This is a genomic window from Saccharopolyspora endophytica (assembly GCF_018070075.1).
GTDB lineage: Bacteria > Actinomycetota > Actinomycetes > Mycobacteriales > Pseudonocardiaceae > Saccharopolyspora > Saccharopolyspora endophytica.
Map to the genome: position 1 here is coordinate 22355 of NZ_JAGPXE010000007.1, position 14090 is coordinate 36444.

Here is a 14090-nt window from a genome sequence, read left to right on the forward strand (position 1 = left end):
CACCATGGAGCCATGGTGCTGCTCTCGGACGTCGTCGCGGCCTCCGCCGAGGTCGCGGCGACGTCCTCCCGCAAGGCGAAGACGTCGGCGATCGCCGAGCTGCTGCGGCGGTTGGAGCCCGCGGAGGTCGCCGCGGCCACGGCGCTGCTGGCGGGCGAACTCCCCGGTGGACGGGCCGGGGTCGGCTGGTCGACGCTGTCCGCGTTGCGGGTCGTGCCCGCGACCGAACCCCGGCTGACCATCGGCGAGGTCGAAGCGGCGGTCGGCGAGGTGCGCACGATCAGCGGATCGGGGTCCGGGCAGCGGCGGGCCGACGCGCTGAGCGCGCTGCTCGGGCGGGCCACCGAGGCCGAGCAGTCGTTCCTGCTGCGCCTGCTGGGCGGCGAGCTCCGGCAGGGCGCGCTGGAAGGCGTGATGGTCGAGGCCATCGCCGCGGCGGCCGAGGTGCGCACCGAGGCCGTGCGGCGCGCGTTCATGCTCTCCGGCAGGCTCCCCGCGACCGCCGAGGCGGCGCTGAGCGGCGGCGAGCCCGCGCTCGCCGAGTTCCACCTGGAGCTGGGCCGCCCGATCCGCCCGATGCTGGCCTCACCAGCGGAAACCCTCGACGCGGCGCTGGCCGAGCTCGGCGGGTGCAGCGTCGAGCACAAGCTCGACGGCGCGCGCATCCAGGTGCACCGCGACGGCGACGAGGTGCACGTCTACACCCGCACGCTGCGCGAGATCACCCGCAACGTCGCCGAGCTGGTGGAGCTGGTGCGGGGCCTGGACTGCCGCTCGGTGGTCCTCGACGGCGAGACGCTGGCCCTCGACGACGCCGGACGTCCCCGCCCGTTCCAGGAGACGATGGCCCGCTTCGGCGCCCAGGAGCAGCGGGACGAGCTGCTGCACCCGTACTTCTTCGACTGCCTGCACCTGGACGGGACCGACCTGCTCGACCGGCCGCTGGCCGACCGGCTGAAGGCGTTGGAGAAGGTCGCGGGCGACCACCGGATCCCGGGCGTCCTGTCCCCCACCCCCGAGGACGCCGCCGCGCTGTTCGACGACGCGCTGGCGCACGGCCACGAGGGCGTGGTGGTCAAGGACCTCGACTCGCCGTACGCGGCGGGCCGGCGCGGCAAGGCGTGGCGCAAGGTCAAGCCCGAGCACACCCTCGACCTGGTCGTGCTGGCCGCCGAGTGGGGCCACGGCCGCCGCCGCGGCTACCTGTCCAACCTGCACCTCGGCGCCCGCGACCCCGACGGCGGCCCGCCGATCATGGTCGGCAAGACCTTCAAGGGCCTCACCGACGAGCTGCTGACCTGGCAGACCGCCGAGTTCCAGCGCCGGGCCACCGGCGGCGACGACTGGGTGGTGCGCGTCGTCCCGGAGCTGGTGGTGGAGATCGAGCTCGACGGGGTGCAGACCAGCAGCCGGTATCCCGGTGGAGTCGCGCTGCGCTTCGCCCGCGTGCTGCGCTACCGGCCGGACAAGGACGCCGCCGAGGCGGACACCATCGAGGCGGTTCGCGGGATGCTCCGCGGCGGGTGAGATCCTGGTGGCATGAGCAGCGAGGACTTCGACGCCGTCGGTTCGATCGACATCGGCCCTGGAACCATCGACCCGCGCGATTTCCAGCAGCGCGCGTCATCGGTCGAGCTCGACCACTACGTCGCCGTGCTCCTGCTGGAGGCCACCAGCGAGGCGACCGACCACAAGCCCCTCTACGAGGAGTCGTTCGTCCTGCTCACCGCCGAGTCCGAGGACGAGGCCGCCGAGAAGGCCAAGGAGTGCGGCAAGCAGCAGGAGACCAGCTACCAGAACGAGAACCACGAAACGGTCACCTGGAAGCTCAAGCAGATCGTCGAGGTCAAGCCCCTAGAGGACGCCACCTTCGACGACGGCTCCGAGCTCTACAGCCGCTTCTTCCGCAACTACGACGCCTACCGGTCCGTCGAACCCCTCACCGAAGAGGACGCCTGAGGAACGCCGCACCGCCCGGCGGCTGCTCGGAGCACGTATCGTGGTGAGACGTGCAGTTCTTGAACGGGCAACAGCCCTCCACCGACCTGACCTACGACGACGTCTTCCTGGCGCCCCGGCGCTCCGGAGTCGAGTCGCGCTTCGACGTCGACCTGGCGACCTGTGACGGCACCGGCGCGACGTTGCCGATCGTGGTCGCGAACATGACCGCCGTGGCCGGCAGGCGCATGGCCGAGACCGTCGCGCGACGCGGTGGCCTGGTGATCTTGCCGCAGGACGTCGACCCGAGCGCCGTCTCCGAGATCGTGTCCTGGGTCAAGACCCGGCACCCGCTGTGGGACACGCCGCTGGCGTTGCACACCGACGACGCGGTCGCCGACGCCCTGAACCTGCTGCCCAAGCGCGCCCACGGCGCCCTGGTGGTGGTCGACGACGAGGACAAGCCGCTCGGCGTCGTCGACGAGGCCGCCTGCACCGGCGTGGACCGCTTCGCGCGGGTCGGCGAGGTCGCCGACGCCCACCCCGTGGTGCTGCCGCTGGAGACGGACTCGCGCGAGGTCTTCGAGCAGCTGCACAAGCAGGGCCGCAACGTCGCGATCGCGGTCGACGCCGAAGGCCGGCTCGCCGGGATCATGACCAAGAAGGGCGCCCTGCGCGCCGCCATCTACACCCCCGCTCTCGACGCCGAGGGCCGCCTGCGCGTGGCCGCCGCGATCGGCGTGAACGGCGACGTCGCCGCCAAGGCGTCGGCGCTGCTGGCGGCCGGGGTGGACACGCTGGTCGTGGACACCGCGCACGGTCACCAGGAGAAGATGATCGCCGCGCTCAAGGCCGTCCGCTCCGCGAGCCCGACCGTCCCGGTCGTCGCGGGCAACGTCGTCACCGCCGAGGGCGTGCGCGACCTGGTCGAGGCCGGTGCCGACGTCATCAAGGTCGGCGTCGGGCCGGGCGCGATGTGCACCACGCGGATGATGACCGGTGTCGGCCGCCCGCAGTTCTCCGCCGTCGCCGAGTGCGCCGCGGAAGCCCGCAGGCTCGGCAAGCACGTGTGGGCCGACGGCGGCGTCCGCCACCCGCGCGACGTCGCGCTGGCGCTGGCCGCCGGAGCCTCGTCGGTGATGGTCGGATCGTGGTTCGCCGGGACCTACGAGTCCCCCGGCGACCTGCAGCGCGACGAGCACGGCCGGGCGTACAAGGAGTCCTTCGGCATGGCCTCCAAGCGCGCCGTGTCAGCCCGGACCCGCACCGACAGCGCCTACGACCAGGCGCGCAAGGGCCTGTTCGAGGAGGGCATCTCCAGCTCCCGGATGCGCATCGACCCGCAGAACCCGGGTGTGGAGGACCTCCTGGACCAGATCACCTCGGGCGTCCGCTCGTCCTGCACCTACGCGGGCGCGCACACCCTGGAGGAGTTCCACGAGCGCGCCCTCGTCGGCATCCAGTCGGCCGCCGGCTTCGCCGAAGGCCGGCCGCTGCCGTCCGGCTGGTGACGAACTCGCGCGCCCCGGAGCGGGGGATTCGAATCCGGACGAGGGAGGGCACCTCCGGCGGAGGCGCCCTCCCCACGACCGCGTCAGGGCGTGTGGTCCCCTTCCAGCAGCTCGGTGACCAGGGCCGCGATCGGGCTCCGCTCCGATCGGGTCAGGGTCACGTGGGCGAACAGCGGGTGGCCCTTGAGCTTCTCGATGACCGCCGCGATGCCGTCGTGGCGGCCCACCCGCAGGTTGTCCCGCTGCGCGACGTCGTGGGTGAGCACCACCCGCGAGTTCGCGCCGAGCCGCGACAGGACCGTCAGCAGCACGTTGCGCTCCAACGACTGGGCCTCGTCGACGATGACGAAGGCGTCGTGCAGCGAACGGCCGCGGATGTGGGTCAGCGGCAGCACTTCGAGCATGCCGCGGTCCATGATCTCTTCCAGCACGTTCTCGCTGGCGTGAGCGCCGAGCGTGTCGAAGACGGCCTGCGCCCAGGGCGCCATCTTCTCGCCCTCGGAGCCCGGCAGGTAACCGAGCTCCTGCCCACCGACGGCGTAGACCGGCCGGAACACCACGACCTTGCGGTGCTGCTGACGTTCCAGAACCGATTCCAGGCCCGCGCACAGCGCCAGCGCCGACTTGCCGGTACCGGCCCGGCCGCCGAGCGAGATGATCCCGACCTCGGGATCCATCAGCAGCTCCAGCGCGATCCGCTGCTCCGCCGAACGACCGTGCAGCCCGAAGACCTCCCGGTCGCCGCGCACCAGCCGGACCTGCTTGTCCGCGGTGATCCGGCCCAGCGCGCTCTGCTGCCCGGCGAGCATCCGCACACCGGTGTTCGGCGGCAGGTCCCGCGCCTCCTCCAGGTCGGCGACACCGTCCTTGAACAGCGAGTCCACCGAGTCCGAACCGACGTCGATGTCCGCCATGCCGCTCCAGCCCGACGACACCACGTCCTGAGCGCGGTACTCCTCGGCGGCCAGGTTCACCGACGCGGCCTTGACCCGCAGTGGCATGTCCTTGGTGACCAGCACGACCTCACGGCCTTCGGCGGCGAGGTTGAGCGAGCAGGCCAGGATGCGGGAGTCGTTGGAGTCCGTGCGGAATCCCGGCGGGAGCACCGACGGGTCGGAGTGGTTCAACTCCACGTGGACGTTGCCGCCCTCAGGGTTGACCAGCACCGGGTGGTCCAGTCTGCCGTGCTTGATCCGGAGATCGTCGAGCACGCGCAGCGCCTCGCGGGCGAACCAGCCGAGTTCGGGGTGGTGGCGCTTCCCCTCCAGCTCGGAGATGACCACCACCGGGAGCACCACGTCGTGCTCGGCGAACCGGGCCATCGCCCACGGGTCGGACAGCAGGACCGAAGTGTCCAGGACGTAGGTGCGGACCTCGGAGTCACCGCCAGGTGCGGTGGGCGCGGGCGCGTCGCTGCGGACGGCTTCGTGCGCCTGAGGCTGGGAACGTCGTGCGGTCACGGCTACTCCCTCGCGGACGTGCCGAACACGCCCGCTCGTCGGTGGGCCGGGCCTAGCCCCGCCGTGCTCCGACTGGACCGTCCGGTCCACCGACGCCACGCGAGGGCCGGGTACCGACCCCCTCCGCGACCAAGGTGGACGTGTGAACGTCCGCTCCAGCCAACAGCCACGATCAGGGCCTCCCGGACGGGCCGCGTTCGGACGTGCAAAAGAAGAACGGCCCGTCACCAGCGAACGCTACCTTCGAGATCGCTCTTCGGCAGACAGCCACTTAGGTGATTCGAACCATTCCCGCGCTCACCGCGCGCTACTGGCCTGTTTTCGCAGGTCACAAGGTAAATAGAAGGTTTCCAGACGATTCGTCAGCAGGTCAGGACGCGTCCCCGGAGCACGACGAGAACGAACTCAATTCAACACTCCCGGTGAGCCCTGCTGCTCTTTTCGGGTGAAATTCAGGGACGCGAGCGTGCCGTGATCTCAGCGCGGAGGACCTCTGGTACAAGCGCCTCGTCAAGCAATCGGCGGTAACGATCGGCGCTCGATGTGCGGTCCGGGTCGTCCGACAGCCACCGCCGCAGCAGGCGAACCCCCTCGACGTAGGTCGTGGTGTAGGCCCGCCACAGCGGGTCGCGCATGAAGCCCACCAGGTGCCGCGCGCGGCCTTCCGGCATCAGCAGCCAGCGGCGCAGGTGATCGATGGCGTCCTGCTCCGACCTCCCCCGCGAGTGCAGCATCAGCATCGCGTCCTGGCGCACCGGCAGCAGCCGCACCAGGACCGCCTCCAGCCGCTCGGCGAGCTCGCCGTCCACCGCGATGCCCAGGTCGGCGAAGATCTCCGCCGCCCACGAGCCCCAGCCCTCCCCCACCGCCGCGTGCAGGCCCAGGTCGGCGAGACCTTCGGCGAGCACGCACTGCGGGGTGTTGACCAGGAAGATCGCCTGCTCCGGCTGGGTGCGCGCGATCCCGGCGGCCTTGCGGCAGTGCTCGGTGTGGTGGCCCGGGTAGGACTCGTGGGCGATCAGCTGCGGCAGGGTCGACGCGCGGTGACCGATGTCGGCGTTGACCGACACGCGCGACCGGAATCCGCCCAGGTACTCGTTGAACCCGCTCCACGGCCGATCGGTGACGATCCGGTACCGCACCCGCTCCTGCACCGGCAGGCCGAAGCGAGCGCGCACCCGCGATCGCAGCGCACCGGACACCGCGTCCAGGCAGACCTCCAGGCGCTCGGGCGGCAGCCGGTCGCGGCGCCGGACGGCGGCGAGCCGGTCGGCCGGCGACCCCGTCCCCGGCAGCAGCGCGTCGAGTTCGCGGTGGGCCTCCCGGTACTCGTCGGGATCACCGAGCACCGGGCCGACCTGGAAGCACGCCCGCACTTCCGCGGTGAACGACATCTCCCGACCGGCGATCCGGAGGCCGATCGCCTCCAGCGCGGTGAGCTGAGCGTCGAGGAACCGCCGCCGAGGTTCGGCCAGCCCGCAACCGCCCAGCTCCTCGCGCAGCTCGCGGGCCCGGGCGACGAGCCGCAGCGGGTCGGGACGCGGCTCGTGGCGCACCCGGAGCCGCAGCCCCGGGTCTCCCGCGTAGGAGTCGACCAGGCCGGGGTGGAGCCGGTCGAACCGCAGCCCGAGCCGGACGTAGTCGGACACCAACCGCGCTGAGTCCACCCCTGGACGGTACGCGTCCGGACGCGAGCCCGATTTCACCGAATTCATCGGCCCTGAAAAGTGCTGGGGCTTTTCGGCGAATACTCGCGAGTACATGAGTGCTGGCGGCGATAGTACACACAATAGTGGTATTCGAGTGTCGCGTTCCACAACCCCTGGTTACGTTTCAAGCCAGGTGCTTCACTCGCTCCGGAATTCACTCTTTCCGGGCAGAAGCACGCACTTGCTCAACTCATCTCATCAAGGAGCAAAGCTGTGCTGAAGAAAGCAGTGATTGTCGCCGGTGCCGTCGCCGGCCTGCTGGCCCTGGCCCCCGTCGCCAACGCCGACAGCTCGGACAACGACGGCATCAACGTCCTGAACGACAACAACGTCAGCGTTCTGCCGGTGCAGCTGTGCGGCAACAACGTTGCCGTCCTGGGCCTCACCGCACCGATCGCCTCGCCGAACCACACCCAGTGCGTCAACGCACCGATCGTGGATCACCCGAGCGCGGGCTGACGCCTTCGCCGACGAGGGAGGAGCGCCGGAACGAACCGGCGCTCCTTTTTCGTCCGCGCGCGCATTCCGCGTCTACCAGCGATTCATGGATCCGAATTCACACAATGGTGTTACGGATTTTGGGCAACGGGCATGTTCGCTGTAGTTTGCGACCGGAACACACCACACTCGGTCTCCCAACCGGGATTTGGACCGAGTCCGTTGGTGTGAACTCCGAATCCCGCGGAATTCCTAAAGGAGAGTGACCCAAGTGCTGAAGAAGGCAGCGATTGTCGCCGGTGCCGCCGCCGGTCTGCTGGCCCTGGCGCCCGTCGCCAACGCCGACAGCTCGGACAACGACGGCGTGAACGTCCTCAACGACAACAACCTCAGCGTCCTGCCGGTGCAGGCCTGCGGCAACAACGTTGCGGTGCTGGGCGCGGTCGTTCCGATCCTGTCCCCGCAGACTGCGGAATGCGTCAACGCCCCGGTTCTGGACCACCCGTCCGCCGGCTGAACGAGCTGACCGCATTCGGAAAGGCCAGGTCGTCACCGACCTGGCCTTTCCGCTTGCTCGGGTCAGCGGCCCAAGCGGCGGTGGCGCACCGCGTAGTCGCGCAGCGCTCGCAGGAAGTCGACCCGGCGGAACTCCGGCCAGTAGGCCTCGGTGAACCAGAACTCCGAGTGCGCCGACTGCCAGAGCATGAAGCCCGACAACCGCTGCTCACCCGAGGTGCGGATCAGCAGGTCCGGGTCCGGCTGGCCGGAGGTGTAGAGGTGCTCGGCGATGTGGTCGACCGTGAGCACCTCGGCGAGCTCCTCGATCGTGGTCCCGGCCTCGGCGTGCTGCTGCAGCAGCTTGCGGACCGCGTCGGCGATCTCCCGCCTGCCGCCGTAGCCGACCGCGACGTTGACCTGCATCCCCGTCCGGCCCTCGGTCCGCAGCGCACCGGCGGTCAACCTGGCGGCGGTCTCGGTGGGCAGCACGTCCAGCGCACCCACGATCCGCACCCGCCACGACTTGCCCGGACCGGTGAGCTCGTCGACCACCCCGGCGATGATCTCCATCAGGGCGTTGAGCTCGGCTTCGCTGCGGTTGAGGTTGTCGGTGGACAGCAGCCACAGGGTGGCCACCTCGACCTGCGCCTCCTCGCACCAACCGAGCATCTCCGCGATCTTGCGCGCGCCCGCCCGGTGGCCGTGCGCCGCGTCCAGACCGGCTTCCTTGGCCCATCTGCGATTTCCGTCCAGGATGACGCCGACGTGCCTGGGATGCTGCAGGCCATCGAGCTTCCGGCTGAGCCGTCGCTCGTAGACCGAGTACATGAGTTCTTTCAACCGAACCTTGAGCGCCACGCCAGATGAGACTACGCGGATGCGGATGACCATCAGCGCCGAGCCCAAGCGGCGCAGCCGCTTTCTCCTCCCACCACCTGAGAACCCGCACGGCTGCCGGTTCTGAGCCCTCGATCGGGTGCACCGGACGTCGCGAAAGCCCGGTGTGCAACAGACGTCACAGCGGACCAAACCTACGGTCCCGTAACCTTTGTGGCGTGACCAACGCCGTGTCTTCCCGAGTCCCGCACGCGATCGTCAAGCCGCGCATGCGCGGCTGGATCCACTTCTGGTCGCTGCTGGCGTTCTTCGCCGCCGGCGCGACGCTCATCTCGCTGGCCGCCTCGACGGTGTCGGCTGAGGCAGCGCTGGGCACCTCGATCTACTCGGCAACGGTGCTCGGCCTGTTCGGCGTGAGCGCGCTCTACCACCGCAAGACCTGGAACTCGGTCGGCGCCCGCACCTGGATGCGACGGCTCGACCACTCGATGATCTTCCTGTTCATCGCGGGCACCTACACGCCGCTGGCGATGATCGCGCTGCAGCCGACCACCGGTGCCATCGTGCTCGCCGTGGTGTGGGCGGGCGCGCTCGGTGGCGTGATCCTCAAGCTCGCCTGGCCGAACGCGCCGCGCTGGGTCGGCGTCCCGGTCTACATCGCGCTGGGCTGGGTGGCCGTGTTCGTGCTGCCGGACCTGCTGGAGAGCGCGGGCGCGGCGGTGCTGGTGCTGCTCATCGTCGGTGGCGCGCTCTACACGGTCGGTGCGGTCTTCTACGCCACCCGCTGGCCGGACCCGTGGCCGAAGACCTTCGGCTACCACGAGTTCTTCCACTCGACGGTCACCGCGGCGGCCATCTGCCACCACGTCGCCATCTGGCTCGCGCTCTACGCCTGAGCGAGCTTGTCCGCCAGTTCGTCGGAGGTCGTGACGGGGCGGTCGCACACGTAGCCGTGGCAGACGTAGGCGGCCGCAGCACCGTCGACCAGAGGCCGGTCGGCCAGGAGAGGAACTCCGGTGGCTTCCGGCGTCGAGGCGACCACGACCGCGCCGCCCGGACCCCCGCGGTGGGCCGTCGCGAGAAGTTCAGCCCGCGAGGACTCGTCCGGTCCCACGACGGCGACCTGCATCGGGCCCTGGGCGCGGGCCTCAGCGACCGCCAGCCAGTGACCCGCGAAGCGCGGCGCGCGCTGGGCCAGCAGGCCCGCCCGCGACAGGGCCTGCTCGGCGGCGGTGCGGTAGCGACCGGTGGACTCCGGCCCGACCAGGGCGGATGCCGTCAGCAGCGCCGAGGTCAGAGCCGCGGCACCGGACGGGCTGGCGTTGTCGGTCGGATCCGAGGGCCTGCGCACCAGCGCCTCCGCGTCGGCGGCGGTGTCGTGGAACGTGCCCGGGTGGTCGGCGTCGGCGAACTGCTCCAGCGCGACGTCGAGGAGCTCGCACGCGGTGGTCAGCCAGCGCGGATCGGCGGTGGCCTGGTGCAGCGACAGCAGTCCGTCGGCGAAGCAGGCGTAGTCCTCCAGCACCCCGGCGGCCGTGCCCGCGACGCCGTGCCGGGAGGTGCGCAGCAACCTGCCGTCGACCAGGTGCGTCGACAGCAGCAGCTCGGCGGCACCGGCGGCGGCCTCGATCCAGGACGGTTCTTCCAGGGCGGTCGCGGCCTCCACCAGAGCGGTGATCGCCAGTCCGTTCCACGCGGTGACGACCTTGTCGTCCTCGCCCGGCTGAGGGCGTTGCTCCCGCGCTGCCAGCAGGCTCTGCCGGACACGCGCCCAGCGTGCCTGGTCGTCGGGGTCGCGCGGCAGTTGGAGCGTCGACGTCCCCTCCTCGAAGGTGCCCTCCGGCGTCACCAGGAACAGCGACGCGGCCCAGTCACCGTCGGACTCGCCGAGCACCTCGCGCAGCTGCTCCGGCGACCACACGTAGGTCAAGCCCTCGACGCCCTCGGTGTCGGCGTCCAGCGACGCGGCGAAACCGCCCTCCGGCGTGCGCAGGTCGCGCAGCAGGAACCCGGCGGTCTCCCTGGCCACGCGGGCCGCCAGGTCGTCGCCGAGCCTGCCCAGGTGGGCGTAGGCGCGCAGCAGCAGGGCGTTGTCGTAGAGCATCTTCTCGAAGTGCGGAACCACCCAGGCCGCGTCGACGCTGTAGCGCGCGAAACCGCCGGCCAGCTGGTCGTAGATGCCGCCGCGCGCCATCGCCGCGCAGCAGTCGCGGGCCAGCTCCAGCGCCTGCTCGGAGCCGGTGCGCTCGTGGTGGCGCAGCAGGAACTCCAGCACCATCGACGGCGGGAACTTCGGCGCGTCGCCGAAGCCGCCGCGCTCGCGATCGGCTTCGCCGCGCAACCGGCCGACGGCGCCGGTCAGCACCTCGTCGTCCAAGATCGACTCCGGCAGCGGTGAGCGCTGCGCGTTGAGCTGCTCGACGATGCGGCTCGCTGCCTGGCGGACCTCCTCGCCGCGGCCCTCCCAGGCCTCCGCGACCGCCGAGAGCAGCTGCGGGAACGACGGCATCCCGGGCATCGGCGACGCCGGGTAGTAGGTGCCGCAGTGGAACGGTTCGCCGTCGGGGGTGAGGAAGCAGGTCATCGGCCACCCGCCCTGGCCGGTCATGGCCTGGGTGGCCTCCATGTAGACGGCGTCGATGTCGGGGCGTTCCTCGCGGTCCACCTTGACGTTGACGAAGCGCTCGTTCATCAGCCGCGCGGTCTCGTCGTCCTCGAACGACTCGTGCGCCATGACGTGGCACCAGTGGCAGGCCGCGTACCCGACCGACAGCAGCACCGGGACGTCCCGGCGGCGGGCCTCGGCGAACGCCTCCGGGCACCACGGCCACCAGTCGACCGGGTTGTCAGCGTGCTGGAGGAGGTACGGACTCGTCGCGTCCGCAAGCCGGTTCGCCATACCCCCACCTTCCCATCTCGATCTTCCGAACGCACTGGTGAGGGTGGGGGTGACCGGATTACCGCCGTAATCGGGGGACGGAATACCGCCGTAATCGGGGACCTGATTACTGCGGTATTCCGGTCATCTGACGCAGAACGGGGCCACCCGGTTTCCCAGGTGGCCCCGTTCCGAGTCGGGGGTCAGTCGGTTTTCGCCTGTGACGGCTTGGAGGAGGTCTCCTCCGGCTCCGGGGTCTCGGTGGCCTCGGAGTCCTCCGCCCGCTTCGCGGCTTCCGCCTCGGCTCGTTTGACGTGGGCCGGGGCAGCGGCGTTGGCCTTCTCCTCGTCGAAGACGACCGGCAGCTTCTTCAAGTGCTTGGTCATCGAGCGGATCAGGAACACCACAGCGATGGCGAACACGATCAGCAGCACCAGGCCGAGCGGTGAGGACTTGCCGAAGTCCTCACCCTGCCCGCCCGGGTCCTGCGGCGGCACCGGCGCCTGGGCCAGCACCAGTGCGACGGTCTCCTGGGCACTCATGCGCACACCTTCTCCTGCACGCCGGCGAACAGGTCGTCCTCCGGCAACGTGGTGTCGACCAGCGAGCGCACCAGCTCGTAGTCCTCGGTCGGCCACAGCTCGCGCTGCACGTCGCACGAGACCGCGAACCAGCGGCTCGTCGGGTCGATCTGGGTCGCGTGGGCGCGCAACGCGTCGTCCCGCTGCTCGAAGTATTCCCCGCACGGCACGCGCGTGGTGACCCGGTCGTCCGGGTCGGGGCGGTTCTGGGAGTCCCAGCGCTCGAGCCAGTCGGTGTACGGCGATTCCTTGCCGTCGGCCAGCAGCGACTCGTGGAACAGCTGCATGCGCTTGCGGGAGAAACCGTGCGAGTAGTACAGCTTCAGCGGCTGCCACGGCTCGCCCTGCCCCTGGTAGAGGTCGGGGTCACCGGCGGCGTCGAAGGCCGCGACGGAGATCTCGTGGCACCGGATGTGGTCCGGGTGCGGGTATCCGCCGTTCTCGTCGTAGGTGATCACCACGTGCGGGCGGAACTCCCGCATCACCTTCACCAGCTCGCGGGTGGACTCCTCGATCGGCACCGTGGCGAACACGCCCTCCGGCAGCGCCGGCATCGGGTCGCCCTCCGGCAGCCCGGAGTCGACGAAGCCGAGCCAGCGGTGCTCGACGCCGAGGATCTCGGCGGCCTTGGCCATCTCCTCCCGGCGCACGTCGGTCAGGTTCTCCACGACCTCGGGCCGATCCATGGCCGGGTTGAGGATGCTGCCCGCTTCACCTCCCGTGCAGGTGACCACCATCACGTCGTGGCCCTCGGCCACGTAACGCGCGGTGGTCGCGGCCCCCTTGCTGGACTCGTCGTCCGGGTGCGCGTGCACCGTCATCAGTCGCAGCTTGTCCGCCATCGCCCGCTTGTTCCTCCCGCTAGTAGCAGCATCCGCCCTGTGCACGGCTCCTCCGCGTCGACGGCCCCGCCGTCTCCTCCGCTGGGCGCTCCAGGGATACTCAACGTGGATGTCGTCCTCCATTGTTCCCGGTGGAGCCGACATCCCGGCCGTCACCCCTTGTGGTCCCGGCCGCAGATCCACCGCCCGCGTCGAAAGGCCGCCGTGACGCAGCAGCAGGTCCCGCAGGACCGGTACGGCTCGCGCGCTCGCAGCGCGCGCTCCCGTCCCGTCCTCCGCTGGGTTCTGCTCGCGGTCGCACTGCTGGCGCTCGTGGGCGTCGCGCTCATCGGATACCGCAACATCGGCTCTGCTCCGATCGAGGGCAAGCAGGTCGCCTTCGAGGTGATCGACGACCACTCCGTTCGGATCACCGTGGAGGTCCAGCGGGAGGATCCGCAGCGACCCGCGGACTGCGTGGTGCGGGGTCGCGCCGAATCCGGCGAGGAGGTCGGCAGGCGCGAAGTCCTGATCCATCCGGCGAACGGCGTGAGTCGGCAGGACACTGTGCTTCGTACATCGTCCCGAGCGACCATCGGGGAGGTGTACGGCTGCACTTACAACGTTCCTGAATATTTGTCCACTCACACGCGGCCAACCGGGTGAAGCGCCCCGCTGCACGTCGGGCGCGAGGAGAATCCGGTCCCTTTGCGTGCTGATGCGTGCTATCGTCGAGCGCAGCACGGCCCCCGCTGAGGGCCGTGTTTTTCCGTTACTTGGCATTGGCTGAGAAAAGGACGGAATTGCAATTTGGCCCGTTGTGAGTGCGGGCCGGAAGTCGACGAGGAGTGGTGACCGTGAGCGAGACCCAGGTGACCTGGCTGACCCAGGATGCTTACGACCGGCTCAAGGGTGAGCTGGACGAGCTCGTGGCCAACCGCCCGGTGATCGCCGCGAAGATCAACGAAGCCCGCGAGGAGGGCGACCTGCGCGAGAACGGCGGGTACCACGCCGCCCGCGAAGAGCAGGGTCAGATCGAGTCTCGCATCCGCCAGCTGCAGGAACTGCTGCGCACCGCGCAGGTCGGCGACGTGCCCACCGAGTCCGGCATCGCCAAGCCCGGTTCGGTGCTGACCGTCCGCTACGACGGCGAGGACGAGACCGAGCAGTTCCTGCTCGCCAACCGCGAAGAGGGCGCGCACGGCGACCTCGAGGTCTACTCCCCCAGCTCGCCGCTGGGCAAGGCTCTGCTGGACGCCAAGGAGGGCGAGAGCCGGGAGTACGAGCTGCCCAACGGCGGCAACATGAAGGTCACGCTCGTCAAGGCCGAGCCCTTCAACGGCTGATCTTTCATTCCGAAGTTCTTTCACGCGCAGCCGCTGCAGTGGCCGCGCGCCTTTGTTGATCTGGCTTCACCGG

14 protein-coding genes are annotated in these 14090 nt (G+C 70.2%); 8 read left to right on the forward strand and 6 right to left on the reverse strand.

What is annotated here, in order from left to right:
* Positions 1-12 precede the first annotated feature (12 nt).
* The 3 genes from KBO27_RS17190 to KBO27_RS17200 are packed head-to-tail and all read left to right on the forward strand — an operon-like array spanning position 13 to position 3449.
* Entirely contained in the window at positions 13-1527 is a 1515-nt protein-coding gene (locus tag KBO27_RS17190) for an ATP-dependent DNA ligase (RefSeq protein WP_210971019.1), read from the forward strand.
* Positions 1528-1539: 12 nt separating this feature from the next.
* On the forward strand, positions 1540-1959 hold the full coding sequence (locus KBO27_RS17195; RefSeq protein ID WP_210971020.1) for a DUF4288 domain-containing protein: 420 nt from the start codon (positions 1540-1542) through the stop codon (positions 1957-1959).
* A gap of 50 nt (positions 1960-2009) precedes the next feature.
* A complete protein-coding gene (locus tag KBO27_RS17200; protein WP_210971021.1) occupies positions 2010-3449 on the forward strand; it encodes a GuaB1 family IMP dehydrogenase-related protein in 1440 nt (479 codons plus the stop codon).
* An 83-nt stretch (positions 3450-3532) separates the two neighbouring features.
* Here the strand turns inward: KBO27_RS17200 and phoH2 are convergent, their stop codons facing one another.
* The gene (gene phoH2, locus KBO27_RS17205) at positions 3533-4909 is read right to left on the reverse strand and encodes an RNA 5'-3' helicase PhoH2 (protein ID WP_210971022.1); all 1377 of its coding nucleotides are present in this window, start codon (positions 4907-4909) and stop codon (positions 3533-3535) included.
* A 452-nt stretch (positions 4910-5361) separates the two neighbouring features.
* Positions 5362-6576 carry a DUF885 domain-containing protein gene (locus KBO27_RS17210; RefSeq protein WP_210971023.1) on the reverse strand — a complete coding sequence of 405 codons (1215 nt, stop codon included), beginning with the start codon at positions 6574-6576 and terminating at the stop codon, positions 5362-5364.
* 255 nt (positions 6577-6831) lie between these two features.
* Here KBO27_RS17210 and KBO27_RS17215 point away from each other — a divergent pair, with 255 nt between their 5' ends.
* Together KBO27_RS17215 and KBO27_RS17220 are read left to right on the forward strand one after the other, a co-directional pair.
* Positions 6832-7077 carry a hypothetical protein gene (locus KBO27_RS17215; RefSeq protein ID WP_210971024.1) on the forward strand — a complete coding sequence of 82 codons (246 nt, stop codon included), beginning with the start codon at positions 6832-6834 and terminating at the stop codon, positions 7075-7077.
* 250 nt (positions 7078-7327) lie between these two features.
* The gene (locus tag KBO27_RS17220) at positions 7328-7573 is read left to right on the forward strand and encodes a hypothetical protein (RefSeq protein WP_307870461.1); all 246 of its coding nucleotides are present in this window, start codon (positions 7328-7330) and stop codon (positions 7571-7573) included.
* Between the two features lie 62 nt (positions 7574-7635).
* On the opposite strand, the gene KBO27_RS17225 is transcribed toward KBO27_RS17220, so the two are convergent.
* On the reverse strand, positions 7636-8412 hold the full coding sequence (locus tag KBO27_RS17225) for an isoprenyl transferase (protein ID WP_132674022.1): 777 nt from the start codon (positions 8410-8412) through the stop codon (positions 7636-7638).
* Positions 8413-8609: 197 nt separating this feature from the next.
* On the opposite strand from KBO27_RS17225, the gene trhA reads away from it, so the two are divergent.
* Complete coding sequence (gene trhA / locus KBO27_RS17230) at positions 8610-9287, forward strand: PAQR family membrane homeostasis protein TrhA (RefSeq protein WP_372448856.1); 678 nt, start codon at positions 8610-8612, stop codon at positions 9285-9287.
* On the opposite strand, the gene KBO27_RS17235 is transcribed toward trhA, so the two are convergent.
* From KBO27_RS17235 to mca, 3 genes are all read right to left on the reverse strand, one after another.
* Positions 9278-11290, reverse strand: a complete 2013-nt coding sequence (locus KBO27_RS17235; protein ID WP_210971026.1) for a thioredoxin domain-containing protein — start codon at positions 11288-11290, stop codon at positions 9278-9280. The two genes, trhA and KBO27_RS17235, sit on opposite strands and share 10 nt — an antisense overlap.
* Before the next feature lie 182 nt (positions 11291-11472).
* Entirely contained in the window at positions 11473-11811 is a 339-nt protein-coding gene (locus KBO27_RS17240) for a hypothetical protein (protein ID WP_210971027.1), read from the reverse strand.
* Positions 11808-12692 carry a mycothiol conjugate amidase Mca gene (gene mca / locus KBO27_RS17245; protein ID WP_210971028.1) on the reverse strand — a complete coding sequence of 295 codons (885 nt, stop codon included), beginning with the start codon at positions 12690-12692 and terminating at the stop codon, positions 11808-11810. Before mca ends, KBO27_RS17240 begins: the two co-directional genes overlap by 4 nt.
* A gap of 204 nt (positions 12693-12896) precedes the next feature.
* Here mca and KBO27_RS17250 point away from each other — a divergent pair, with 204 nt between their 5' ends.
* Entirely contained in the window at positions 12897-13337 is a 441-nt protein-coding gene (locus KBO27_RS17250; protein ID WP_210971029.1) for a DUF4307 domain-containing protein, read from the forward strand.
* A 191-nt stretch (positions 13338-13528) separates the two neighbouring features.
* A complete protein-coding gene (gene greA, locus KBO27_RS17255) occupies positions 13529-14017 on the forward strand; it encodes a transcription elongation factor GreA (protein WP_207918450.1) in 489 nt (162 codons plus the stop codon).
* Positions 14018-14090 lie beyond the last annotated feature (73 nt).

What these genes read in the sequence shown, in the direction of transcription:
- KBO27_RS17190 (WP_210971019.1), top strand. Translation starts at nt 13, where the DNA reads ATGGTGCTGCTCTCGGACGTCGTCGCGGCCTCCGCCGAGGTCGCGGCG.
- KBO27_RS17195 (WP_210971020.1), top strand. Translation starts at nt 1,540, where the DNA reads ATGAGCAGCGAGGACTTCGACGCCGTCGGTTCGATCGACATCGGCCCT.
- KBO27_RS17235 (WP_210971026.1), bottom strand. Translation starts at nt 11,290, where the DNA reads ATGGCGAACCGGCTTGCGGACGCGACGAGTCCGTACCTCCTCCAGCAC.
- KBO27_RS17240 (WP_210971027.1), bottom strand. Translation starts at nt 11,811, where the DNA reads ATGAGTGCCCAGGAGACCGTCGCACTGGTGCTGGCCCAGGCGCCGGTG.
- mca (WP_210971028.1), bottom strand. Translation starts at nt 12,692, where the DNA reads ATGGCGGACAAGCTGCGACTGATGACGGTGCACGCGCACCCGGACGAC.